The organism is Ignatzschineria sp. PL_is040 (genome assembly GCF_055813795.1).
The window spans coordinates 106,099-130,815 of record NZ_JBVPGU010000004.1 but is presented as its reverse complement, the minus strand read 5'-3'; the positions used below and the strand labels follow the sequence as shown (position 1 = coordinate 130,815).

25 protein-coding genes and 2 tRNA genes are annotated in these 24,717 nt (G+C 43.1%); 16 read left to right on the top strand and 11 right to left on the bottom strand.

Going from position 1 to position 24,717, the window contains the following annotated elements:
* Positions 1–15: 15 nt before the first annotated feature.
* The 3 genes from AC0SAP_RS07115 to AC0SAP_RS07105 form a co-directional block, all read right to left on the bottom strand.
* Positions 16–1,074, bottom strand: a complete 1,059-nt coding sequence (locus AC0SAP_RS07115) for a type II secretion system F family protein (RefSeq protein ID WP_473383627.1) — start codon at positions 1,072–1,074, stop codon at positions 16–18.
* Between the two features lie 139 nt (positions 1,075–1,213).
* Positions 1,214–1,298: transfer RNA gene (locus AC0SAP_RS07110), tRNA-Leu, on the bottom strand.
* Between the two features lie 136 nt (positions 1,299–1,434).
* Positions 1,435–1,596, bottom strand: coding sequence for a hypothetical protein (locus tag AC0SAP_RS07105; RefSeq protein WP_473383626.1), 162 nt, complete (start codon positions 1,594–1,596; stop codon positions 1,435–1,437).
* 140 nt (positions 1,597–1,736) lie between these two features.
* Here AC0SAP_RS07105 and AC0SAP_RS07100 point away from each other — a divergent pair, with 140 nt between their 5' ends.
* Positions 1,737–1,895, top strand: a complete 159-nt coding sequence (locus AC0SAP_RS07100; RefSeq protein WP_473383624.1) for a hypothetical protein — start codon at positions 1,737–1,739, stop codon at positions 1,893–1,895.
* Between the two features lie 55 nt (positions 1,896–1,950).
* On the opposite strand, the gene AC0SAP_RS07095 is transcribed toward AC0SAP_RS07100, so the two are convergent.
* The 3 genes from AC0SAP_RS07095 to tpiA form a co-directional block, all read right to left on the bottom strand.
* A tRNA-Leu gene (locus AC0SAP_RS07095) sits at positions 1,951–2,035 on the bottom strand.
* Between the two features lie 34 nt (positions 2,036–2,069).
* Positions 2,070–2,384 (bottom strand): preprotein translocase subunit SecG, encoded by a 315-nt coding sequence (gene secG, locus AC0SAP_RS07090; RefSeq protein WP_094567856.1) that lies wholly within the window; start codon positions 2,382–2,384, stop codon positions 2,070–2,072.
* Between the two features lie 24 nt (positions 2,385–2,408).
* The gene (gene tpiA / locus AC0SAP_RS07085; protein WP_094567857.1) at positions 2,409–3,158 is read right to left on the bottom strand and encodes a triose-phosphate isomerase; all 750 of its coding nucleotides are present in this window, start codon (positions 3,156–3,158) and stop codon (positions 2,409–2,411) included.
* A 178-nt stretch (positions 3,159–3,336) separates the two neighbouring features.
* On the opposite strand from tpiA, the gene AC0SAP_RS07080 reads away from it, so the two are divergent.
* The 9 genes from AC0SAP_RS07080 (at position 3,337) to pckA (ending at position 14,357) form a co-directional block, all read left to right on the top strand.
* Positions 3,337–4,389, top strand: a complete 1,053-nt coding sequence (locus AC0SAP_RS07080) for a rod shape-determining protein (RefSeq protein WP_094567858.1) — start codon at positions 3,337–3,339, stop codon at positions 4,387–4,389.
* 132 nt (positions 4,390–4,521) lie between these two features.
* Positions 4,522–5,379 (top strand): rod shape-determining protein MreC, encoded by an 858-nt coding sequence (gene mreC / locus AC0SAP_RS07075; RefSeq protein WP_094567859.1) that lies wholly within the window; start codon positions 4,522–4,524, stop codon positions 5,377–5,379.
* Entirely contained in the window at positions 5,363–5,857 is a 495-nt protein-coding gene (gene mreD / locus AC0SAP_RS07070) for a rod shape-determining protein MreD (protein WP_109236350.1), read from the top strand. Before mreC ends, mreD begins: the two co-directional genes overlap by 17 nt.
* A gap of 172 nt (positions 5,858–6,029) precedes the next feature.
* On the top strand, positions 6,030–8,147 hold the full coding sequence (mrdA, locus tag AC0SAP_RS07065; protein WP_473383622.1) for a penicillin-binding protein 2: 2,118 nt from the start codon (positions 6,030–6,032) through the stop codon (positions 8,145–8,147).
* On the top strand, positions 8,144–9,280 hold the full coding sequence (gene rodA, locus AC0SAP_RS07060; RefSeq protein ID WP_286481603.1) for a rod shape-determining protein RodA: 1,137 nt from the start codon (positions 8,144–8,146) through the stop codon (positions 9,278–9,280). Before mrdA ends, rodA begins: the two co-directional genes overlap by 4 nt.
* Positions 9,281–10,405, top strand: a complete 1,125-nt coding sequence (gene mltB / locus AC0SAP_RS07055) for a lytic murein transglycosylase B (RefSeq protein ID WP_473383621.1) — start codon at positions 9,281–9,283, stop codon at positions 10,403–10,405.
* Positions 10,405–11,457 carry a septal ring lytic transglycosylase RlpA family protein gene (locus AC0SAP_RS07050; RefSeq protein ID WP_473383619.1) on the top strand — a complete coding sequence of 351 codons (1,053 nt, stop codon included), beginning with the start codon at positions 10,405–10,407 and terminating at the stop codon, positions 11,455–11,457. The genes mltB and AC0SAP_RS07050 overlap by 1 nt, the downstream gene beginning before the upstream one ends.
* Before the next feature lie 14 nt (positions 11,458–11,471).
* Complete coding sequence (locus AC0SAP_RS07045; RefSeq protein WP_286481606.1) at positions 11,472–12,641, top strand: D-alanyl-D-alanine carboxypeptidase family protein; 1,170 nt, start codon at positions 11,472–11,474, stop codon at positions 12,639–12,641.
* 105 nt (positions 12,642–12,746) lie between these two features.
* Positions 12,747–14,357: a phosphoenolpyruvate carboxykinase (ATP) gene (gene pckA / locus AC0SAP_RS07040; protein WP_473383618.1), complete on the top strand. Its 1,611-nt coding sequence runs from the start codon at positions 12,747–12,749 to the stop codon at positions 14,355–14,357.
* Between the two features lie 245 nt (positions 14,358–14,602).
* On the opposite strand, the gene AC0SAP_RS07035 is transcribed toward pckA, so the two are convergent.
* From AC0SAP_RS07035 to AC0SAP_RS07020, 4 genes are all read right to left on the bottom strand, one after another.
* Entirely contained in the window at positions 14,603–14,767 is a 165-nt protein-coding gene (locus AC0SAP_RS07035; RefSeq protein WP_473383616.1) for a hypothetical protein, read from the bottom strand.
* A gap of 78 nt (positions 14,768–14,845) precedes the next feature.
* Positions 14,846–15,886 (bottom strand): methyltransferase, encoded by a 1,041-nt coding sequence (locus tag AC0SAP_RS07030; protein ID WP_473383615.1) that lies wholly within the window; start codon positions 15,884–15,886, stop codon positions 14,846–14,848.
* Positions 15,887–15,889: 3 nt separating this feature from the next.
* A complete protein-coding gene (locus AC0SAP_RS07025; RefSeq protein ID WP_473383613.1) occupies positions 15,890–16,618 on the bottom strand; it encodes a pseudouridine synthase in 729 nt (242 codons plus the stop codon).
* Positions 16,619–16,622: 4 nt separating this feature from the next.
* Complete coding sequence (locus tag AC0SAP_RS07020) at positions 16,623–18,845, bottom strand: ATPase, T2SS/T4P/T4SS family (protein ID WP_473383612.1); 2,223 nt, start codon at positions 18,843–18,845, stop codon at positions 16,623–16,625.
* Positions 18,846–19,187: 342 nt separating this feature from the next.
* Between AC0SAP_RS07020 and AC0SAP_RS07015 the strand changes: the two genes are divergently transcribed.
* On the top strand, positions 19,188–20,228 hold the full coding sequence (locus AC0SAP_RS07015; RefSeq protein WP_473383610.1) for a PhoH family protein: 1,041 nt from the start codon (positions 19,188–19,190) through the stop codon (positions 20,226–20,228).
* Positions 20,229–20,288: 60 nt separating this feature from the next.
* Positions 20,289–20,762: an rRNA maturation RNase YbeY gene (gene ybeY, locus AC0SAP_RS07010; RefSeq protein WP_473383609.1), complete on the top strand. Its 474-nt coding sequence runs from the start codon at positions 20,289–20,291 to the stop codon at positions 20,760–20,762.
* A gap of 135 nt (positions 20,763–20,897) precedes the next feature.
* Here ybeY and tetR read toward each other — a convergent pair whose 3' ends face one another.
* Complete coding sequence (gene tetR, locus AC0SAP_RS07005; protein WP_473383608.1) at positions 20,898–21,509, bottom strand: tetracycline resistance transcriptional repressor TetR; 612 nt, start codon at positions 21,507–21,509, stop codon at positions 20,898–20,900.
* A 93-nt stretch (positions 21,510–21,602) separates the two neighbouring features.
* Here tetR and tet point away from each other — a divergent pair, with 93 nt between their 5' ends.
* The 4 genes from tet to AC0SAP_RS06985 all read left to right on the top strand — a co-directional run bounded on the left by tet (position 21,603) and on the right by AC0SAP_RS06985 (position 24,708).
* Positions 21,603–22,787, top strand: a complete 1,185-nt coding sequence (tet, locus tag AC0SAP_RS07000; protein ID WP_473383606.1) for a Tet(A)/Tet(B)/Tet(C) family tetracycline efflux MFS transporter — start codon at positions 21,603–21,605, stop codon at positions 22,785–22,787.
* 373 nt (positions 22,788–23,160) lie between these two features.
* Positions 23,161–23,343 carry a hypothetical protein gene (locus AC0SAP_RS06995; RefSeq protein ID WP_473383605.1) on the top strand — a complete coding sequence of 61 codons (183 nt, stop codon included), beginning with the start codon at positions 23,161–23,163 and terminating at the stop codon, positions 23,341–23,343.
* Between the two features lie 112 nt (positions 23,344–23,455).
* Positions 23,456–24,082: a ceramidase domain-containing protein gene (locus AC0SAP_RS06990; RefSeq protein ID WP_473383604.1), complete on the top strand. Its 627-nt coding sequence runs from the start codon at positions 23,456–23,458 to the stop codon at positions 24,080–24,082.
* Between the two features lie 125 nt (positions 24,083–24,207).
* Positions 24,208–24,708 (top strand): hypothetical protein, encoded by a 501-nt coding sequence (locus AC0SAP_RS06985; protein ID WP_473383602.1) that lies wholly within the window; start codon positions 24,208–24,210, stop codon positions 24,706–24,708.
* The last annotated feature ends 9 nt before the right edge of the window (positions 24,709–24,717 follow it).

Below are 24,717 nucleotides of genomic sequence, written 5' to 3'. Positions count from 1 at the left end.
TCTACCATTTTAACCTTAGAGCGCAGTACCAATATTGAAAAGGGGTAGATAGAGTGCTATCAAAATAACTCCCACAAGCGTCCCGATCAATAGCAAAGAGAGGGGATCGATCAGCGCAATCAATCCTTCGATACGCCCTTTAAGTCGCATGCTATGATAATCAGCAATCCGCCTCATAATGATCTCTAACTCCCCACTCACTTCACCAATCGAGATCATGGTTAATGCAACATCACTCATCAACCCACTCTTCATAGCGCTTTGATGGAGAGAGTTTCCGGCGCTTAGATCCACAATCATCGCTTCTAACCTCTCTTTTTGGTAACAATTCTCCACACTATTTGCAAAAAGCTTCATCGCATTAACTAGCGTGACACCACTTTGCAACATCAAATGGAGTACAACTGCACAACGAACAATCAACCCTTCCTGTAGAATTGAGCCTAAAAAGGGGATCTCTAAAACCATTCGATCAAAAGCGTATCGAAAGCGTCCTTGGGCATGATAGAGACGAACAATGCCCCAAAAAAGGATTAAGAGTAATGTGATCCCATAGAGCAATTGGGGAGAGAAGAGAAAGTGGGAGAAATCGATCACCTTTTGTGTCAATAGAGGGAGCGGCTCACCACTTGCGCGATAGATCGACTCAAAGGTGGGAACAATCGCTGTCAGAATAAAGAGAAGAACCCCTAAAGCGACAATAAAAACCGTTAGAGGATAGCGTAATGCTTTACGAATCATCATGCCTCTCTCCCTCTCAGTCCGCTCTAACGATTCAAGATAATGAAAAACAGCCGGCAACTGTCCTGACTGTTCACCAACACGGATTAGAGCAAGATAGAGATGTGAGAAGCTTTTGGGGGCTTTTGCCAAAACAGTAGAGAGTGCTCGCCCTGCCATCACGCTCTTTTCCAGCTCTTGAAAGAGAAACTGCAATCGTCGGCGCTGGCTATAGTTTGCCAGTAATTGTAATGCTTTCGTTAAAGAAATTCCGGCATCTAGGAGCAGTGCCATCTGTTCGGTAAAGAAATGTCGCTCCTGCCAGCGCAGCTCCAATCGCTCTAAAGTTTGCATATCTTACTCCCTATCATCCCAAGCAAGCATCGTTAAGCTTAGTGAAGTGGAGAAATTTTCGGGAAGCGATAAGGTGAGGCACTGATAAATAACAGACAATAAAAAAGCTCTAGTATTTCTACTAGAGCTTCTCTTTGTATGGTACCGACGCCCAGATTTGAACTGGGACGCAGTTACGCACTACCACCTCAAGGTAGCGTGTCTACCAATTCCACCACGCCGGCATTGCTCAATCAACTCTTTTAACTACTTGCTGAATTGAGGAAAACAATATTACAACCCTTCCAACAAGAAAACAAGTATGTGAGAAAAAATAGTGCAAAATATTTTGAATTGCCGGGATTCACCACTGCATATCTCTCAATCATGCGCCGGCAGATAACGATCTTTAATCACTAAAATTACCATAAAGCTATTGCATAAAATAGGCTGAACGTTGCCGGATCTTACTCCTGCATGCTTCCACCAATCACGCGCCGGCAAGTGGCAACTTCTAAAATACCGGTAAACTAATCGCTTCAATATTATTCCAAATAACAATTCTTCTTGCCATTGAAGATGCCAACCGGAGGGCATGCACCAAGAAAAAGAACGCAATGGTCGGCTCCCGCTGCTCAACAACCTCTCTTAAGCATAATTAATAATTAATTAAAAAAGATTGAATGAAGAAAACTGAACGTTGCCGGATCTTACTCCTACATACTTCGATTAATCACGTGCCGGCAATAGGCATCAAAGATGCCAAACCGCGGGCATACACCGGTGAAAAGAGTGCGATAGTCGGCTCCCGCGGCTCCATCTCCTTTCTTACCCAGAAATAATAAAAAACAGACAAGAAAAAATCCTAGATAGAATAATCTATCTAGGATCTTATGTTGGTACCGACGCCCAGATTTGAACTGGGACGCTGTTAGGCACTACCACCTCAAGGTAGCGTGTCTACCAATTCCACCACGCCGGCATAACTTTTAAAATTTTTAAAATCTGCTGCAGAGTTACTTCGTTACAGGCTCACTGCCACCAATAACAGGAACTTCCTGAATTGGGAGTGAATCGATCACACTACTGCTAGCGCTAATCTTACCTGAATTAAACATCATTACAAGACTTGTAATGAAAAAAAGCGCAACCATCCATTTTGTAAGACGTGCGAGAAAGTTTGCTTTACCCGCTGCGCCAAATACTGTACCGGATGCGCCTTGTCCGAAAGAAGCACCTATATTCGCGCCCTTACCTTGCTGTACAAGTACTAATGCAATAATAATAAGACATACTACAACATGAAGAACATAAATTAGATTTTCAAGCATCTTTCTTCTCTACCTTATCCTAAATTAGGCTAAAACAATCTTTGCAAACTCTTTAGCTTTTAACGATGCGCCTCCAACGAGAGCCCCATCAATATTCTCTTGTGCGAAGAGTGATTCTACATTTGATGCATTCACGCTACCGCCATAAACAACCCTTACGAGGTTCGATATTTTATCATCGTAACTTTTTAAAGTACAGAGAATAAAATTATGAACACTCTCCGCCTCTTCTGGCGTCGCTGTTTTACCTGTACCAATTGCCCAAACAGGTTCATATGCAACAATTGCCTCTTTAAAAGCTTCAATGCCAATAGCATCGATAACAGAGGTTAACTGCTGCTTAATCACCGCCTCTGTTCTGCCCGACTCACGCTCTTCTAACGTTTCACCAACACAGATAACAGGAATCAGACCTGCATCAACAACTGCTTTCATCTTCTTGGCAACATCTGCATCTGTCTCGCCATAGAGCGTTCTGCGCTCTGAGTGACCAATTAAGACATAACGGCAACCAAAATCTTCAACCATCGCAAGCGAGATCTCTCCAGTAAAAGCGCCTTTCGCTTCTGCCGAAACATTCTGAACACCTACTTTAATATTGCTGCCTTCAGTAATAGAAGCGACCTGCTGAATATAGATCGCAGGGGGGAATACCACCACTTCCGCATCAGCATCTTTCACAAGCTCCATCAGCTCATTGAGAAGCTCACGATTCTCCGCAAGTGATCCATTCATCTTCCAGTTACCGGCAACAAACTGCTTTTTACGATCCATCTAATTCTCCTTCAAGACTCGATAACAATAAAAATTTTCTAAATATTTTAATCATCTGGCGCCATTAATTGCTATAATCGTACCTTATTTTCTAGGAGCCTGCCTACTTTATAAAAGATTCATAGAAGATTGATAGGTAGGTTAATAAAGTCAACCGAATTCACATTGAGTATTAATTATGATCCCAAAACGTTTGAAGGCTTTTTTTTCCAGAGATCTCTCCATCGATCTTGGTACGGCAAACACTCTGATTTATATGCGCGGTCAAGGGATCGTGTTAAATGAACCTTCTGTTGTCGCCATTGAGCGCGATCTTAAAACGGGTCGTCCGCGTCTCTCAGCGGTAGGTCAAGAGGCAAAATTAATGCTTGGTAGAACGCCTGATACGATCGAAACAACACGCCCCCTTAAAGATGGGGTTATTGCCGACCTTCCTAAAACAGAGATTATGCTGGAGAATTTTATCAACCAAGTTCTCAAACGCAATATTCTCTTAGGTCGCCCTAATCCTCGCGTAATCGTCTGTGTTCCATCCGGCGCCACCCATGTTGAACGTCGCGCCATTAAGGAAGCAGCTGAAAGTGCCGGAGCGCTTGAAGCACGTCTCATTCCAGAGCCGATGGCAGCCGCATTAGGCGCCGGCATTCCTGTACATGAAGCGACGGGATCGATGGTTCTCGATATTGGTGGGGGAACCTCTGAAGTTGCTGTCATCTCCTTAACCGGTATTGTTTATGCTAACTCAGTTCGTATCGGTGGAGATACGTTTGATGAGGCAATTATCAACTATGTTCGCCGCAACTATGGGATGTTGATTGGTGAGCCGACAGCAGAACGAATCAAAAAAGATATTGGAACCGCATTCCCCACTGCTGAGGTTCTTGAAACACAAGTGCGTGGACGTAATTTAAGTGAGGGCTTACCGCGTACCTTCTCACTCACCTCGAATGAGATCTTAGAAGCCTTAATGGAACCGCTACAAGGAATTGTAAGTGCCGTACAATTAGCACTTGAATCGACACCTCCTGAACTTGCAGCTGATATCTCTGAAAGAGGCATCGTCATTACCGGTGGTGGCGCACTACTTCGTAATATTGATCAGTTGATCTCTGAAGAGACCGGATTAGATGCACTTATTGCTGATGATCCTTTAACCTGTGTTGTTCGTGGTGGTGGAAAAGCCCTCGAACTTCAAGGGGTCTACGGCTACAATGCCTTTGGTTTAGAGTAAGTTTAAAAACGATCAAACCCCTATCTCGAGTCATATCTAGGTAGGGGTTTCGCTATCACTCTTACCAATTTCCCCTCACCGGCATCCCCGATCTTTCACTATTATTTTTGCAAAGTAGACGAGCTAATATTTATGGATAAGCAAGATAAAGGGCAGGAACAATTTGAGTTCCAAAGCTTTGGCCTTAAAGGAAAGACAATTCTTTTCTGCTTGCTCTCGATCGCTCTGATGTTTCTTGACCACCGAACAAGCTATCTCCGCCTTCCTAAATATTATCTAGAAGAGATTATTCATCCACTCTCACTTATTGCAGAAGCCCCCTATCGCGGTATTGAGCGACTCAAACAGTGGTATACCGAAAAAGAGGAGCTTCTACAAAGAATCGCAACATTAGAAGAGAAAGAGCTCTATCTTGCTTACGAAACGCAACAGATGGCGGCATTAACCGCCGAAAATAGACGTCTTCGCCTACTACTACAATCCTCCTCAAAGCTTGATCACTCCACCATTATTGCGCAACTGATCAATATTAACTCCGACCCCTATCGCCATATTGTGCTTCTCAATCGTGGCGCTAATCAAGGTGTAGAGGAGAATCTTCCCGTCTTAAATAATCTTGGTATTGTTGGGCAGACAGTCTCTGTCTCCCCCTCCTCGAGCAAAGTGATTCTCATTACTGATCCTCACCACTCGCTTCCGGTTGAGGTCAATCGTAATGGTATTCGAGGAATTGCTAATGGAAATGGAAAGCTCAATGAGATTGAGATCTCCAATATCGCTTTTGATGATGATGTAAAGGTGGGCGATCTTCTAGTGACATCAGGGTTAGATGAACGCTTTCCGCAAGGCTACCCTGTTGCTGTCATTAAGACAATTACCGTCGACTCGACAGGATACTTTGCTAAAATTATCGCAACCCCCACTGCAAAATTAGATCGGATTCGTGAGGTCTTAATCTTAACGCCGGGAGAGTATGATGACCTTCCTTAAACGATTGATTATTATTTTAATCACCTTTGGTATCTCCATCGTATTAGATACCATCTCAATGCCCAATTTTTTTGAGGCGATTCGCCCTAACTGGACCACAATGACGATGCTCTTTTGGGCCGTCAAACTCCGAAAACACTTTGGTGTTGGTTCAGCATGGCTAATGGGGCTGCTACTCGATATCTCTAAATCCTTTGTCTGGGGTTTGCATGGTTTTACCTTTGCCCTGCTCTGTTATATTGTGAAGCGCTACTATCCTCGAATAAAGTCCTTTACATTGCCGGAGCAGACTATTCTTATCCCCTTTCTTTTTGCTGCCCAATCACTCATTACAATCTGGGTGAATGGTATTTTAGGCAACTCAACCCCTAGTTTTACCCACTGGGTCATGCCCATTGTCGTCTCAAGTCTCTTCTGGCCTATTCTTAATATTCTTCTCAATGAGATCTGTGAAGTTTTTGGTATTAACGATAAGTAAAAACAGAATATTCTACAGAATATCTGAGGAAAAATATCTGAGGAAAGGATCTGAGAAAAATATTTAAGAAAAGGATAAGAGAGGGACGATAGAATCAATGGTCATAGAATCAATAGTCAATACCCCTACAAAAAGCTAAAACCATCGAATGGATAGATGAATCGATAGACCTATGAATGTAACGAGCAATAAGAAGAAAACAAATAGCAACTCTCTCTTTTTAGGGCGAGCGATCTTATGCGCTATCTTGGTTCTCTGCGGCTTTCTCTTTCTTATCGGCCGCCTCTTTCACCTTCAGGTGATCGAACATGAACTCTATACCACTCGCTCCAATGATAATCGTATTAAGCTTCTTCCACTCCCACCCACTCGAGGCCAGATCTTCGATCGTAATGGGGAGGTTTTAGCGACCAATGTGCCGATCTATAATCTCGAGATTGTCCGGCAAGATCTCACCCTTCCCCTCGATCAGGTACTCGAAGAGATTAATACCCTCGTTCCACTGACAGATGAGGAGATCAAACAGTTTGAACGGGGACTTCGCAGAGCTAACCGGCAGGAGAGTGTTGTTCTAAAGAAGGGACTTACTGAAGAGGAATCTGCCCTTATTGCCATCAATCTCCATAAGCTTAATGGTGTCAATCTGCAGGCCGATCTAGTTCGTATCTACCCCTATAAGAATCGTGCTGTCCATGCCATCGGCTATGTGGGAAGAGTCGATACTCGCGATCTCAAAGAGATTGAGGAGCAAGGCTTACAACATGAATATAGTGGCATCACTCATATCGGCAAAAGAGGTGCGGAGAAGAGTTTTGAACATATTTTACGAGGCTCCATGGGTTTTGAGACGGTGGAGGCAAGCTCTTCAGGCCGAACGGTTCGCAAAATTGATGAAGTTCCTCCTGTGCCGGGGAAAAATATCTACTTAACACTCGACCTGCGTCTGCAGATTCTGGCAGAAGAGGCGCTAGAAGATTATGATGGCGCTATCGTTGCGCTTGATCCTCAAAGTGGGGATGTCCTCGCCTTTGTCTCAAAGCCGACCTATGATCCCAATCTCTTCGTCGATGGAATTACCCATAAAGATTTTAATGAGTTAAATAATGATCCCTCGACCCCTTTCCTTAACCGTGTGATGCAAGGGCTCTATCCTCCCGGCTCGGTCATTAAACCCCAGATCGGACTTGCCGGCCTTGAGAACGATTTTATTACAGAGAATACCATCATCAACTGTAAAGGATATTTCTCTGTTCCCGGCAATAATCATAAATTTAGAGATATGGGCTACTATGGCCCCTCCGATCTACGAAAATCGATCGAGCGCTCCTGCGATGTCTTCTTCTATGAGTTAGCCTACAATATGGGCGTGACCATTATGACTGATTTTCTAAAACCATTTGCGCTTGGTACTCCCACCAACATCGACCTCTTAGGAGAATCGAAAGGGGTTGCACCAACACCGGAGTATAAACGTCAGCGCTTTAAACAACCTTGGTACACCGGAGATACCATCACTGCCGGCATCGGTCAAAGTTATTGGCTGACAACGCCGCTACAGATCGCACAAGCTACCGCCATTGTCGGGATGCGCGGTGAGGCTTTCGAACCTCATATTTTAGGGGCAACAGCAATGCCTCCCTCTAATCAGAAGGAGTTTGTGATCCCCAATCCTATCAAACCGATTGTACTCAAAGATGAGAAGTACTGGGATGTCGCTATTGATGGAATGGTCGCTGTTGTTCATGGCGCTAAAGGAACAGCAAGAGCAACAAAATCGGATCGATATAAAACAGCAGGAAAGACCGGAACAGCCCAGGTTAAAACGATTGCCCAAGGGGCAAAATATGATGCTAACAAACTTGATCGACGCCATCGAGATCACGCTTGGTATGTCGCTTTTGCGCCGGTAGAATCCCCTAAAATCGCTATTTCAGTGATTGTTGAAAATGGAGGGTCGGGCTCTCGCGTTGCTGCGCCGATTGCTAAAAAGCTTCTAGATGCTTGGCTTCTCGACTTTGACACACCTTATGCCAAAGAGACTCTCGCTCGCGTTAAAGCGGAAGAGGGGGCATTTGCTCATGAAGAGGAGATGGCGCTTCCTCTCTTAGAACTTGAATCGATGCCCTATCTCGAAGAGATTCCTACAGAGAAGCAAGAAGAGAATTCATCTCCTAATCAACAGATGCCCGACCTTAAATCATTGATGAATATTCGCTTAGGTTCAAAAACTCCCAAGAACAATCTTCTCTTAGAACGAAGTGAACCTTATCAGAAGGAGGATGAGCTATGAGACATGAAGAGCTCTACCATACCATCGAGGTGAAGCCAAAAGGATTACTCGCCTTCTTCCATCTCGATACTGTTTTAACCTTTCTTATCTCTATGTTAACGCTCTTTAGTATTGCCGTTCTCTGGAGTGCATCAAACCACAATACAGCCTATATCACCTCCCAAGCGCTCAAAATCGCAGCTGGATTTGTGATTATGGTATTTATCGCCTTTCTTCCCCCTGAGCGACTGAAGCAATTGACCCCTATTATCTATATTGTCGCGCTTCTCCTCCTGCTTGCTGTGATCTTTATCGGGATTGAGGCCAATGGCGCCTATCGTTGGATCGATCTTAAGCTCTTTCGCTTCCAACCCTCCGAGATTGCCAAGTTAGCTGTTCCCATGATGGTGGCCTACTATCTCCATAAACGTAAAATTCCCCCAACCTTTTTTAATGTTGTCGGCTCACTCCTTCTCATTGCGCTACCGGTCGCTCTAATCTTCCTTCAGCCCGATCTTGGAACGGCCATTATCGTGCTCTTCTCCGGCATTATTGTGCTCTTTTTAGGCGGATTGCAGTGGCGCTATATCTTAATCGCTTTTGGATTAATTGCGATCGCACTCCCCTCTCTCTGGTTTTTTGGTATGAAGGAGTATCAGAAAGATCGCGTAGAGACATTTCTCAATCCAGAACTTGACCCGCTCGGCAAAGGATATCAGATTATTCAATCGAAGATCGCTATCGGCTCTGGCGGCATCTATGGAAAAGGTTGGGAGAATAGTACTCAGGTCTCACTTCAGTTTCTTCCTGAAGCGACAACAGATTTTATCTATGCCATTATTGGTGAAGAATTTGGGCTAATCGGTTCTGTTCTTCTCTTAATCTGTTATCTTATGATCATTTGGCGCGGACTCTATATTTCCTATCATGCTCGGGATAGTTTCTATCAATTAGTGGGGGGAGCGGTCTGCCTCGTGTTCTTTTTCTATGTCTTTGTTAATACCGGCATGGTCAGTGGTGTACTCCCTGTTGTAGGTGTCCCACTGCCCTTTATTAGTTATGGAGGGACCTCAATTATGACTCTCTTTATCTCCTTTGGTATATTAATGAACATCTATTCACATCCCGCATCTATTACAAAGAGGATTCAATAAATGAGATTACGACTTTTAACAGTAACATTGATCAGCGCAATGACGCTCTCTGCCTGTGCATCTAATAGTGTGAAAGAGAGTAATTTATCGCAATCTCAAGCGAGCGAACCAGCCCATATCCAAAGATCGATGCAACAATCTGCCCCTAAAACAGCGGCAGTGACAAATAGCAGCACGCTTCCTGAAAAGAGTAACTTAGCAAATCGTGCTGATGTACAAGAATTTATCAACAAAGTGAGCCGGGAACAGAATCTCGACCCACGCTGGATGAGTGAAATCCTCGATCATACCAATATTCAACCAAAAATTATTGCAGCGATGAATCGACCGGCAGAAGGGGTGATGAATTGGGGGAAATATCGTCCTATTTTCCTCACTGAGAAGAGAATCAATGATGGCATTAAATTCTATAATCAATATAAAGATGCCTTCTTACGCGCAGAGGAGATCTATGGGGTCGATCGCTTTGTGATTGCCGCTATTATCGGTGTTGAGACCGGCTATGGACAAAATAAGGGATCATGGAAAGTTGTCGATGCGCTCTCGACACTTGCTTTTGAGTATCCTAGACGCGCGAGCTACTTCTCTGGAGAATTAGCAAACTTCTTTAAGATCCTTAATGAAAATGGTGGCGATCCCTTCAGCTATCGTGGCTCTTATGCCGGCGCTATGGGGTATCCACAATTTATGCCATCGAGCTATCTTGCTTATGCTGTCGATTTTGATGGTGATGGCAAACGTGACTTATGGAACAATCCTGTTGATGCTATCGGCTCTGTTGGAAATTACCTAATGAAGAGCGGTTGGGTAAGAGGTGGCAAGATCGCAGAAGAAGTTCAGGTCAGCAAACAGAATCTTGCTTATCAACAATTGAAACAGAGTGGCCGTTTAACGCCCCCTAAAGAGAGCATCCAGACGTTACGTAATGCCGGCGTGATCATTCCTAACGGAACACCTAACGCTAAAGTGACACTCTTTGAATTTGAAGTCAGTGCAGAACCTAAAGTAGATGAGTGGTGGATCGGTTACCAGAACTTCTATGCCATTACCCGCTACAACCACTCTAAACTCTATGCGCTTGCTGTCTATCAAGTCGCTGAAGCAATTAGAAGAGGGGTTCGTTAATGCAATTAGGGAACTTAGGCACTTATCGAAAGATTGTTTTGGGCTCGCTGCTACTTTTAGTGGTTGCGAGCTGCTCCTCAACAGGTCATAAGCGATATCGAACCACTGTTAAAGGGGCAACTCCTCAAGAACATCCTTTGAGTAAATCGGGCAATCCTGCAAGTTATGTCGTCTTCGGAAAGACCTATCGTGTCCTTCCCACCTCCAAAGGTTATAAAGAGAAGGGAATGGCCTCTTGGTATGGCGATAAGTTCCATGGGAAACCCACTTCAAGTGGTGAGCCCTATGATATGCACGCTTTTACAGCAGCTCATAAAACGCTCCCAATCCCCACTTATGTTATTGTCACCAATACCGAGACCAATAAATCGATCACGGTATTAGTCAATGATCGTGGCCCTTTTGTTAAAGGGCGTATTATCGATCTCTCTTATGCTGCGGCAAAAGAGCTTGATGTGGTGAAAAATGGTACTGCACCAGTTCTTGTTGAAGCCATTGGACCTCACCAATATCTTGACCCTTCTAAAAAACCGAAAAAGAATCCCGTTGCAATGGTTGAAGTCGGAGGATCCGATACCGGAAGAGGTGGTGCGCCACAGACGGCTAAATTGGAAGAGAGTACAATCTCCTATAAAGGAGAGCCAATTGAAGTTGTCTGGCAGGAGCCAACAGGGTCGATATCCGCGTCACCAACAGATCCGTCATCAATGGATCCGTCATCAGTGGATCAATATCCAACACCACAATTTATAGAGAGCAGCTATCAGCACCAAGATTATGCTCTCACCAATTCACACGCTCCGCAAAACACCCAAAATAGTGCTACATTTACCCCTCAAGCGCCAAGCTACCATATTCAACTAGGCTCTTTTGGCAGTGAGCAAAATGCCATCAATTTCCAGCAAAGTATGGCAAATAGGCTACAGCAACCAACAGAAGTAAAGTATGATAAAGGGCTCTATCGAGTCTATATTGGAAACTATCGTAGTCGAGAAGAGGCAGGAAATGTTGCCTTCTCTCTCCCTGTATCCACAACTGTTATCCACTTTTAAAAATGAAAACAACTATGTTTAAAAAAATCTTTAAATTTTGCGCAATAGCGGTGACAACTGTCTCACTCTCCTTTGCGCAATCACCTAGCACATTACAGCTTCCTGAGTATGCCGTAAAATCTTGGATTATTATGGATTACGATACCGGTGCCGTATTAGCAGAATATAATAGTACTATTCAATTTGAACCTGCGAGCATCACAAAAGTGATGACTGATTATGTGATCGCTGATGCAATTGATAAGGGAATCATCAGCCATGATGACCAAGTGCTCATCTCTTCAAAATCTCGCAATATGCCAGGATCGAGAATGTTTGTTGAAGAGGGGACACTCGTCTCTGTCGATAACCTTTTACAAGGCTTAATTGTTCAATCGGGCAATGATGCGGCTGTTGCGCTTGCAGAACATGTTGCGATCTCTGAAGAATCATTTGCCATGAAGATGAATGAGAAAGCGGCTGAACTGGGGATGAAAAAGAGCCACTTTAAAAATGCAAGTGGTCTCCCCGATCCGGAACATCTCACAACCGCTTATGACCTTGCGATTCTCTCTCGCGCGCTGATCAATAATTTTCCTGAACACTACAAATATTACTCCCAAAAGAGCTTTACCTGGAATAATATCAAGCAGAATAATCGCAACACGCTACTCTGGGAAGACCCTTCTGTTGATGGAATTAAAACGGGCCATACCAATAGTGCCGGCTACTCTCTTGCATCGAGTGCAGAGCGCAATGGTTTTCGTGTAATTGTCATTGTTATGGGAGCGGATAGTGAAGCCTATCGTCAACGCGTTTCTCGTGAACTCATTAACTTTGCATTTAATAACTTTGATCGCAAACAGCTCTATAGCGCCAATGAAGTGATTGCTGAGGCAAATGTCCTTCACGGCATTGAAAAGAGTGTTCCTGTCGGTGTCAGCGAGAGCATCACAGCGACCCTGCCCCGCGTTCAGTATGATAATCTTAAAGCACAGATCCATGTTAACCCCGGCTTAGAAGCGCCCATTACGAAAGGGGAGCAAGTGGGGAATTTAGAGTTCTATATCGATAAGCATCTTCTCTACAGCTTTCCCGTTATTGCGCTCGATAATGTAGAAAAAACAGGCATTTTCCATCGTCTATGGAATAGCTTCTTAATAAAACTCAACAATAAAATCAATAAGTTCAAAGAAGCGCTCTAAATTTAGCCACTTTTTTGTAGTATTTTTGTAGTTTATTAGTTATCATACTTCCCCATAAACAAGGTGTGTTTATTTTTTGAATTAAATTTTTAGGAAACGAGAGACATGTCACAACAGATTATTGACGATCTAAAAGCACAAGGTATTACCGCCACAGAAGTTATATACAATCCAAGCTATGATGTTCTTTTCAAGGAAGAGACTGACCCAAGCCTTACAGGCTATGATAAAGGGACTGTCACAAACCTAGGTGCCGTCGGTGTAGATACTGGTATTTATACAGGTCGCTCGCCTAAAGATAAATATATTGTCCGTGATGAAACAACTAAAGATACCGTTTGGTGGGCAGATTCCGGTAAAGGAAAAAATGACAATAAACCTATTACTGAAGAGGTATGGGTGCAATTAAAAGAGCTTGTTCTTGATCAGTTATCAGGCAAACGCCTCTTTGTCATCGACGGTTTCTGTGGTGCTAACGAAGAGACGCGTCTTGCGGTTCGCTTCGTAACGGAAGTTGCATGGCAAGCGCACTTTGTAAAAAATATGTTTATTCGCCCAAGCGAAGAAGAGCTTAAAAACTTTAAGCCTGACTTCACTGTTCTCAATGGTGCGAAAGTGACCAACAAGAACTACAAAGAGATGGGTCTTAACTCTGAAACCTTCGTTGCATTCAACTTAACTGAAAATATGCAATTGATTGGCGGTACATGGTACGGTGGCGAGATGAAGAAAGGTCTCTTCTCTGTCATGAACTACCTTCTCCCATTAAAAGGCATCGCTTCAATGCACTGCTCTGCAAACGTGGGTAAAGATGGTGAGACAGCGATCTTCTTCGGTCTTTCAGGAACCGGTAAAACAACTCTCTCAACTGACCCAAATCGTCAATTAATTGGGGATGATGAGCATGGTTGGGATGATGATGGTGTCTTCAACTTTGAAGGGGGTTGCTATGCAAAAACAATCAACCTTTCAAAAGAGCATGAGCCTGAGATCTACGGTGCTATCCGCCGTGATGCGCTTCTTGAAAACGTTGTTATTAAAGAAGATGGTTCTGTTGATTTTGATGATGCATCAAAAACTGAGAATACACGTGTCTCTTACCCGATCTACCATATCGAAAATATTGTAGAGCCTGTTTCAAAAGCAGGTCCTGCGAAGAAAGTAATCTTCTTAACAGCAGATGCTTTCGGTGTTATCCCACCAGTATCAAAATTAACGCCTGAGCAGATGCAATACTACTTCCTTTCAGGCTTTACCTCTAAACTTGCAGGTACTGAGCGTGGTATCACTGAGCCAACTCCTACATTCTCAGCATGTTTCGGTGCGGCATTCCTTCTTCTTCACCCAACACAATATGCTGAAGTATTAGTAAAACGTATGGAAGAAGCAGGTGCATCAGCATACTTAGTAAATACAGGCTGGAACGGTACCGGTAAACGTATCTCTCTTAAAGATACACGTAATATCATCAACTCTATCTTAAGTGGTGATATCGATAAAGAAGAGACAGAAATTATTCCAATCTTCAATCTTGAAGTACCTAAAGCTGTTGCTAATGTTGACTCAACAATCTTAGACCCACGCAATACTTACGCAGATCCAGCTGAGTGGACAGAGAAAGCAGAAAAACTTGCTGAACTCTTTGAAAATAACTTTGACAAGTATACCGATACAAAATTAGGTGCAGAACTTGCGAAAGTAGGTCCTAAGAAGTAATCAGAGTACAAGTTATATGAGTACTATCCTTCACGGATAGATTCAAACTGAAAAATAGAAGCCCGAAGATAAACTCTTCGGGCTTTCTTTTATTTATCCCCGGCATCATCGATGCCGAGTAGTGGGCATGCACCGGTTAAAAGAGCGAAATAGTAAGCTCCCACCGCTCCACAGACTTTCTTAAGAATCATTTTTCACAACAAAAGAACCTGAACGCTGCCGGATACAACCAGCGCGCTCTTCCATCAATCACGCGCCGGCAGAGGACAATCTTCCAGTTTCATCACCGGTAATAATTTTTGAAATAGAGAGATTTTCTCGGCATCAAGAATGCCAAATGGTGGGCATACACCGGTTAAAAGAACGAAATAGTAAGCTCCCATCGCTCCATAGACTTTCTTAAGAATCATTTTTCACAACAAAAGAACCTGAACGCTGCCGGATACAAACAGCGCGCTCTTCCTGTGCCTCTCTTACGTAAGTGAGAGCTATTTTACCCGCTCTAGCTTAAGAATCTTGAAATGATTATTAGAGGCGATCTCTGTTGCTTTCACATATTGTGCATAGCAGACCTCCTCTATGGCTAAAAATTTATTCACTACAAAATAGGCAATACCTCGGCGACGTAAGAGTCGCTTACTATTCTCAACGAACTTGACCGTTAGCTCTTTAGAGGTCCCAAATCCTTGATGAAAAGGGGGATTACAGATAATCCGATCAAAACTACGATCTTCTAACTCTGAGCCACAATCATCGAGCGTTACGAGCGCCTCAATCCCCATACTCTCAAGATTGTGCGCTGCAAGTTGAACGGCGGCAACATTACAATCGGTTGCCACCAACTGTTCAATCTTGCTATTTTTACCAACAGATGCAGCGAGATAACCATAACCACAACCGAGATCTAACACTTTCCCTTCTAACGCAAAAGGATCGCTATTGAGAGTCTCTGCTAAAAAACGGCTTCCCTCATCAATCTTTTTATAACCATAGATTCCGGGCTTACTGATAAAGGTGAGATCTTGCACTTCATCTCTAATCTCTAAAAATTGACGATACTCATCCCCTTTGAGATCGAGAGTTTTTCCACCCTCTTTGATAATTCGCGCATAACGAAGCCCTTTCCCTAAAAGTTCAAGCTCCGCTAATGACCCCATCTTTTCAGCATGCTTAATAACGCTCTTAATCCCTTCCTGATTATTACCCGTTAAAATGAGGCTTCCCCCAACTTTTAAGATGCGTGCCGCAGATTCTAAAAGATAGTGCGTTAAAACTTTCGCCTTATTGAGTCTAAAGAGAATAAAATCAAAATATTCATCGGGCGCACTCTCTAACTCAAAATCACTCAAGTTACCATCAAAACCAATCACTTCGAGCGCATGATCGATATCTTTGCGATTGGTAATATAACGAATATTATCACGCGCGCTAATGCCGGAGAGCTCAAAACTCTCATCAGCAATCAATAATCCTTTCCCTTCACGAAGGAGTTCACTATCTCGAAAGAGCGCAATACTTGCTTCAGCCATCTTTTAAAATCCTTTAATCTCTGCTTCTGTCAAAGGGCGATATTCACCCTCGCTTAATCCATCTAATGTTAGATGACCTATTTGTGAACGATGTAATTTTTCAACATGATTACCAACTGCCGCTAACATCCGCTTGACCTGATGATAGCGCCCTTCAGTTAAGGTTAACTCTATCTCCCGCTCAGAGAGAAGCGCTACCTGTGCCGGCTTTGTGATCTCATCATCCCCCCGTAATGCAACGCCCGTTTCAAGCTGATCAATCATCTCAGATGTCATCGGACGCGCAAGCTCAATCTTATAGACCTTCTCAATATCCTCATCCGTGCGATGTGTTGGATGAGTCACACGATGAGACCATGCGCCATCATCGGTAATTAAGACCATTCCTGTCGTATCGGCATCTAAGCGACCGGCGATATGAAGCCGCTCAAGCGAATGCTCTCCCTCTAATAACTTAAAGAGCGAGATATGACCATCATGACGATGACTTGAGACATAGCCCGCAGGTTTATAGAGCATAAAATAGCGAGGTTGACTGCTATAGAGAAGTAGCTCACCATCAAGCTCTACTCGATCCGATTCCGTGACCTTAAAATTACGCTCGCTGATCTCCTCACCATTCACACTAATCCAACCATTGCGAATGATCTTTCCTGCCTCTTTGCGAGAAACCTCCATCGCTAGCTGGAGATATTGATCGAGACGATAGCTCTCTTGCACTTTTTCTCCCATCTCACTACTCCGTCGTCACCCGTAAAATCTCTTCTAAGGAGGTTCTGCCTGCTAAGACCATCTCAATACCCGCAGCTCTTAGATCCTTAACCCCTTCACGTTCGACCTGCTTTGCAATTTCAGAAGCGGGAGCATCCTCTAAGAGCATCTGTGAAACCCGTTTTGAGATAGGCATCACCTCAAAGATCGCAAAACGACCGCGATATCCATCATGACATTCAGAACAACCGCTCGCACGATAGAACTTACTTGCCGCCTGCATCGGTGTAAACCCTAATGTCTCAAGATAGGCAGAATCAACAATATCCTCCTCTTTACAGTGACAGAGCTCACGCACTAGACGTTGAGCAATCACGAGATCTACTGTTGAAGCGATATTGTAGGGCTCAATCCCCATATTTTTAAGGCGAACAAGACTCTCTACAGCACTCTTCGTATGAAGCGTGGAGAGGACAAGATGCCCTGTCTGTGCTGCTTTAATGGTAATATCAGCCGTCTCATAATCACGGATCTCACCGACCATCAAGACATCGGGATCTTGTCGTAAAAATGCCCGTAAAGCTTCAGCAAACGTTAAGCCAATCTTAGGGTGTACCTGAAGCTGATTGATCCCCTCTAGATTGATCTCTATCGGATCTTCTACCGTTGCAATATTGCGCGAAACATCATTGAGGTAGTTGAGGCAAGCATAGAGCGTCACGGTCTTACCAGATCCGGTAGGACCAGTGACCAATATCAAGCCTTGTGAGCGCTCAATCGCCGATTGCACTACACTCTTTTGTGCCGAAGTTAAACCGATTTTATTAAGGGAATAATTGATCTCCGAATTATCGAGCAGACGAATCACCACCTTCTCTCCCCAGAGAGTCGGAATAACAGAGATTCTCGCATCAACCTCCTCCTCTTCTAAACAGAGGGTAATATGTCCATCTTGGGGCAGGCGTTTCTCGGCAATATCGAGCTCTGCCATCACTTTAAGGCGAGAAGCTAAAGTCTCTCGATAGGCTTCCGGCACCACATAGACCTTATGCAGAACCCCATCAATTCGAAAACGAACACGATAACTCGACTCATAAGGTTCAAAATGAATATCAGAGGCTTTCTGTGTAATCGCATCGAGGAGCACAAAATTGAGATAATCAACAACGCCATCACTCTCTTCAATGGCTAATTCTGTCGCTAGTTGCGACTCTGGAGAATTCTGACCCTCTGGCTCTATCGCTTGCGCCGCCTCTTCTTCTGTCTCTCGTCCTGTCTCTTGTTCTGTCTCTTGCTGTATCTCAGCAAGAACCGATTCTAAAATCTCGGTTGAATCTTCTAATGCCGGCGTCGCCTCATCGGATATCGATCCATCGGCCACTTCTGCCATAGGTGCAATAGAGGAATGGGGAGTAGCGGACTCCTCTAATGCGGCGAGTGATACCATCTCCTCGAGTTCTGATGACTCATCCTCATCATCGGCTCGCGACTCAATCTCAGAGAGATCGAGTGCAGAATCACGTAACACCTCCGCACGCGGATCATCCTCTTCCGTTTGCGAGAGTTGATCGGACATCAACGCCATCTCTGCTTCAACCGCGGTATCAATTTGTTCTAAGTTGATACGATTGTCGATCACAAAAGATTGATCATCGCCTGCCTCACTCCCATCAAGAGAGTGAGATAAAACCTCTTCTACCGCTGTTTCTTCTACCTCATCCCCCTCTTGCGCTTCATTTTCTATCTCTAGAGCAGGCACTTCCGGCAAGAGTGTCTCTTGTTCTGGGAAAGTGAGGAGATCAATCATCGCTTTAATCTGATCGCTATCTCCTAACCAATACTCAATTCTGCCAGGATAACGAAGTGCTAAAGTATCGAAAAACTTCTCATTGCCGGGATCTGCTGTAACGACAACTAAACGATCAGGAAGTAGAACCAAAGGGACCCCATATTGCGCTAAGAGCTCCTCTTTAGTTGCAAAGCCGACAAAGTCAAAATTCTCAATAGGTTGAAAATAGGCTAAATCCACAACAGGTAACGGCTCCTCTAACGCGCTATTTGCCGCTAATGCCGCCTCAAAAATTGCCTGACTCGTCAGTCCATGAGCCCTTAATTTCCCAACCACTGAACGTTCATTTTCATACATCTTTGCTGAAAGAAGGGGGATCGCCTCTTTAGCCATCCACTTCAACTCAATAAGCCCCTGAATCAACGGATTATGTTCCAATTTCACACGTAACCTCTGCATTAAATATTGAGCACTCTCTTGAGCAATCTGATTGAGCTGACACAATAATAGTTGTTTATATCACTTGTATTATCGCTTTTTGCCCCAAAATTATTCTTATTATAGCACTACTTCTTGAGTCTATAGAGCTCATAATGGTAGAGTTATAGAGCATTTTTAAATCCTCTCCCCATAGGCTTATCGACATGATCTTGCATCAGACAGATCACTCAAATGAATCTTTCAAATGGATCTTTCAAAGCGATGATCAATAAGTTGAAATAAGTTGACCTACAGATCTGAGCAATCTCATCTTAAGTCTTAAGTAGGGAGACTATCTCTAAAAGGAAAATAGAAGAACGAATGACTACAATCACCCTCGCCTTTGATGGCGATAATGAGCGCTTATCTAACCTCTGCGGCAATCTTGATGAACATCTTCGATTAATTGAGAAACGCGTTATGGTAGATATCGGCAATCGTGGGGCGCAATTTCAGATTGCCGGCAATCAAGAAGATGTTAAGAGCGCAAAAGAGATCTTAGAGGAGCTCTATCGCCAAACAGATGAGAAATGGTTAGAGCCCAATGATGTTCATCTTGTCATTCAAGAGTTTGGCCCTGAGTTTAAAACGCTCAAACAGGATAAAAAAGATCGTGTCATTAAGACAAAAGCGGGCTTAATTAGAGGGCGAACGCCGGCGCAGAAAGAGTATCTCTACAATATGGGCAAGCACGATATCAACTTTGGGATCGGCCCTGCCGGTACCGGTAAGACCTTTCTTGCCGTCGCCTCTGCGGTAGAAGCGCTTCAGAAAGATGAGGTTCGCCGTATTATCCTCGTCCGTCCTGCTGTTGAAGCGGGAGAGAAGTTAGGATTTCTACCAGGTGATTTAACAGAGAAGATCGATCCCTATCTTCGCCCTCTCTACGATGCGCTCTATGAGATGCTCGGTTTTGAAACTGTCAATAAATTGATTGAACGTCATACTATTGAGATTGCTCCACTTGCCTTTATGCGTGGCCGAACCCTCAATGATGCGTATATCATTCTAGATGAAGCACAAAATACTACGATTGAACAGATGAAGATGTTCTTAACGCGTATCGGTTTTGGCTCAACTGCCGTCATTACCGGCGATGCATCACAAGTAGATTTACCAAGAAATATTCAATCGGGCTTAAAGCATGCTCTTGAAGTTTTAGCAGATGTTGAAGGTATCTCAATTAGCCATTTCTCATCAATCGATGTGGTGCGCCATCCAATGGTTGCAAAAATTATTGATGCTTACGACAAAGCTGATGAAGCGGAACGAATCCAGAAAAAACGCCGAGAAAAAGCTCGCGAAAGAGAACGTTTAGCAGCTTTAAAAGCTGATGAAAAATCTGTAGCAGAACCCGCATAATCCCCATAAAATACGGGTACTATTTTCATCTAATACGCTTATAAAAGATCATTCAATATTATGAGAGATACAGAACACCTCATTCTCGACTGCCAACGTGAAGTCGGAACAAATGTCCCTTCTGATGAAAAACTTCAGCTTTGGGTCAATACTGCTTTAGAGACTGCAGGCTTTATGAAAGCAGCCGAAATAACCCTTCGTTTTACCACAAATGAAGAAGTCCAAAACCTCAATCGAGATTTTCGCGATAAGGATAAACCCACAAATGTGCTCTCATTTCCTTTTGATGTGCCGGAGTTTTTACAAGATGAAGAGCCAACGCTTGGGGATATCATCATTGCAATGCCGGTCATTGAAGATGAAGCAAAAGAGCAGCAAAAAACCGTTGAAGATCATTTAGCACATATGACAATTCACGGCACATTGCATCTCTTGGGCTTTGATCATATTGAGGATGAAGAAGCTGAGGAGATGGAAAACTTAGAAATTCAGATTTTAGCAAAACTAGGGATTCGCAACCCTTACGAAATTTAGTTTCCCATCTACTATATTCAATACTGCCATAGAGCGCTCTTTTCTCATGAAAATGATCTTTATGGCTTTTTAATAACTCTAATTTAAATAATATCTTTGATAGATACCATTATTTTCAATCCACAGCAATAATCTCTACCTATTTTTTCTCGCCTCTAACCCGGCAATAATCACCTCTAAACCAAATAGAAAAGGTTTCTCACCAGTATCTTGCGCCATAATCTCTAATGCCCGAGTTAAAAGGGGCGGCATTTTTGCATCGATTGCCGGATCATTATCTCGCATCGCCTCCAAATACTCGCGCTCTTCTAAGACGGAACCTAACACAAAATGACTGATCACGCCCAATGTATAGAGGGCTTCTTCTAAATTAAAACCTTGATCGCATAAAAACTGTAACTGCTTCTCAACAATCTGAAACTGCTCGGGGGATGGTCTTGTTCCTAAATGAATTTTAGCGGCATCTCGGTGACTCAATAACGCTCTACGAAAACTCTTCGCATTTTCATAAAGAAAATCGCGCCAATGCGCCCCTTCTTCTGGCTCAAAATGATCATGATGCCGCATTAAAATCTCTACCGATAATGCATCTAATAAAGCGCGTTTATTTTTAACATGCCAATAGAGCGATGGCTGCTCAATATTGAGCTTTTGCGCTAATTTTCGGGTGGTTAATCCTTCCATTCCAACTTCATCTAACAGCTCTAATGCTGAATGAATAACTCTCTTTTTATCTAATCTTGTCACGATCAATCCTCATAATTTTCTTGACACTCTATCATTGATAGAGTTATATTTCCACCACCTGAAATCTATCAATGATAGGGAAGTATAATTACTATGAATCGTTACACAGTTATTGCTTTACTCATCACCCTCCTAGATGCGGTAGGAATGGGCTTAATTATGCCCGTACTTCCCTCACTATTAGAAGAGTTTGTACTGAAAGATACTATCGCAACACATTATGGTTTTATCTTGGCTCTCTATGCCTTAATGCAGGTGATTTTCGCCCCTATTCTCGGTCAATTATCCGATAAATATGGTCGAAGACCGATATTAGTGATCTCTCTAGTCGGTGCTGTCTGCGATTACACACTACTCTCTTTTTCAAGCGCATTATGGATGCTCTATCTGGGAAGAATGATTGCAGGCATTTCAGCAGCTACTGGCGCCGTTGCCGCATCAATCGTTGCCGACAATACAGAAGCCGCCCAAAGAACCCAATGGTTTGGCCGATTAGGCGCGGCATTTGGCGCAGGTTTAATCGCCGGCCCAGCTATCGGCGGATTTATTGGGCAATACTCAGCCCATTACCCTTTTATTGCCGCCGCGATTTTAAATGGAATAGCGCTTATTTTAGTAATCATGCTCTTTCCTCATCAAAAGATCGCACCAATACAAGACTCCTCCACCGATATCGCAGAAATCCCCTTAGAAAATAGCTCAAAATCACAACTCTTGACGCTTATTAAACCTGTGATCTTTCTGTTAGCACTCTTTTTTACCGTCCAAATGATTGGGCAAGTGCCGGCAACATTGTGGGTACTTTTTACCGAAGCTCGCTTTGAATGGAATACCTTTAACGTGGGATTATCACTAGCTGGGCTTGGGTTAATGCATATCTTTTTTCAAGCCTTTGTGGCAGGATATATCGCTTCCCGATATCGAAATGAAGTTGTCTTTATCTTAGGATTTATTTTGGATGCAACTGCTTTTGCCCTTTTAGCGTTTATCACAAAAGCTTGGATGCTATTACCCACCTTAATTTTACTCGCAGGCGGCGGAATTGCCTTACCAGCGCTACAAGGAGCGATTTCCATCAACACTGCCGAGCAACATCAAGGTAAACTCCAAGGAATTATGGTGAGTTTAACTAATCTTGCCGGCGTCATAGGACCACCGATTTTTGCCCTACTTTATGGAAAAACAGCTGAATTCTGGGATGGCACTGTTTGGATGATCGGCACCTTACTCTACAGCACTCTGCTTTTACTCTACTTTTGTGTCCATAAAAAAATATAAGATTTCAATTGCAAATAGATCCTTTTACAACTCATCGTCTTAAATCCTTCTACATTTCGTCGCTATATCTGCATTCAGAGAATCATTCATCCATTTCCATTGAACATCTACTCATCTCATTTAGAAAAATACTTACTATTAACAGCTTTTTAATAAGTTATAGCTTTCTCTCTATTAAAAAACAGAAAAATCATCCAATAAAAAAAGGCTTCAGATCTTAGTGAAATAGAGCATTCGAAGAGATTTCAGGCAAAACTAAAAATAAAAAGTTAACGATTGATTACTTTTTTGTTTGACAAAAAAAGATCCTACTCCTAATATAGAACCCATAAAGTTAACTAACGTTTACTTACAACCCCAAAAGGAGTTCATTATGAAAAAGAAAATGATCTATCTATTTTTAATTATTGTCACTTTAGGCAGCCTATCTCTCGCAATCGGTTGGCATCAATATCGCCAACAGCAAAATGAAGTATTGATGGAGAACTCCATCGCACAAATCACGCCTCAAATATCTCCCCAAACAATGACCCATTTTTTAAAGAGTAGCTTCTAATGAATATACAACTGCAATCTACAAATACCTCCGGTTACTGCCGCTCTACCCGCAACCAGAGCATTACCATCAATTCTCTGGGGATCAGCCCATATTTGGTATTCCCAATTTTATGAACGTGGCATCTAATATTTTCTACCTCCTTGCGGGAATCATGGGGATAATAAGAGTTCAAAACCGAAAATTAGAACTTCCTAAAATCCGTTGGAATGCATTCTTTATCTCACTCATTCTTGTGGGATTAGGTTCTAGCTACTATCATTTATCTCCCTCAACATACTCCCTTTTTTGGGATCGTCTGCCGATGAGCTTAGGCTTTGCGCTATTAAGTGCCAATTTTTTAGCAGAGCGTTATTCCACTTTAAAAGGAAAAACACCTCTTTTTCTACTCTTAGGCTTTAGCCTTTACAGTGTTATTCACTGGCATCTCGGTGAATTGATAGAGCTTGGAGATCTGCGTCTTTACGGTATTACCCAATTTGCGACGATAGGGGTTATCGGCACAATCTTAATCTTCCGTCCTCACGGTATTCCTCTAGATCGCCCTTACTGGATTCTCTTCATTGGATATAGCATTGCAAAAGCTTGTGAGATGTTAGATCCCGTAATCTTTACACTTAGCCATGAATTTCTTGGCGGACATGTGATTAAACATCTTATTTCAGGAATTGCACTACTCTGCTTTATTCCCCCCACACGAACATTATTAAAACCATATAACCGCATTTTACCCCGCTAATTTGCAAGGAAAACATAGGAATAAATCTATCGCAAAAGAACATGTATCAGCTATTTTCATAGAATGTGCGGTATACTAAATGCTTATGAAATCTTTCCTTTGATAGCCTAAAGAGTTTTATTGATATGACAAAATCTGCAAAAACACCAAGTCGAACCACCATATTCATCATTTCTTGGATTGGATTGTTTATCTTTAACTTCCTATTTGCAAGAACGACCTCCACGGTTCCTGTGCCCGTTATTGCCCTATTTATGCTATTTACTGCCGGCGCGCTCTATAAAGATAATCCTACTCTACGCCCCTTTGCCTTAATCGGCATTGCGATCGGCATCCTTTTTATTGCATTGACCTATTTTGGTACCATCTGGTTCCGTTATGAGGTTGTCAGTCTTCTCGATATTCGAGGACCTCAAGCATTTCAAATTGGTTTCTACCTACTCGCTTTCCTCAATGCTTCAGCCTTTACCACAATCGGCCTTGCACTCTTTAAGGCGCTACGAACAATGCGCGGCATGATCATCACCTTTCTAATCACGGCGCTGATCTATTTCCTTATCAGCTACCTCTCAATGGATCTGATCAAGGTGATTATGGAGATGTCAGCACAGATCCCACAAGGTTAAGTCAATAGG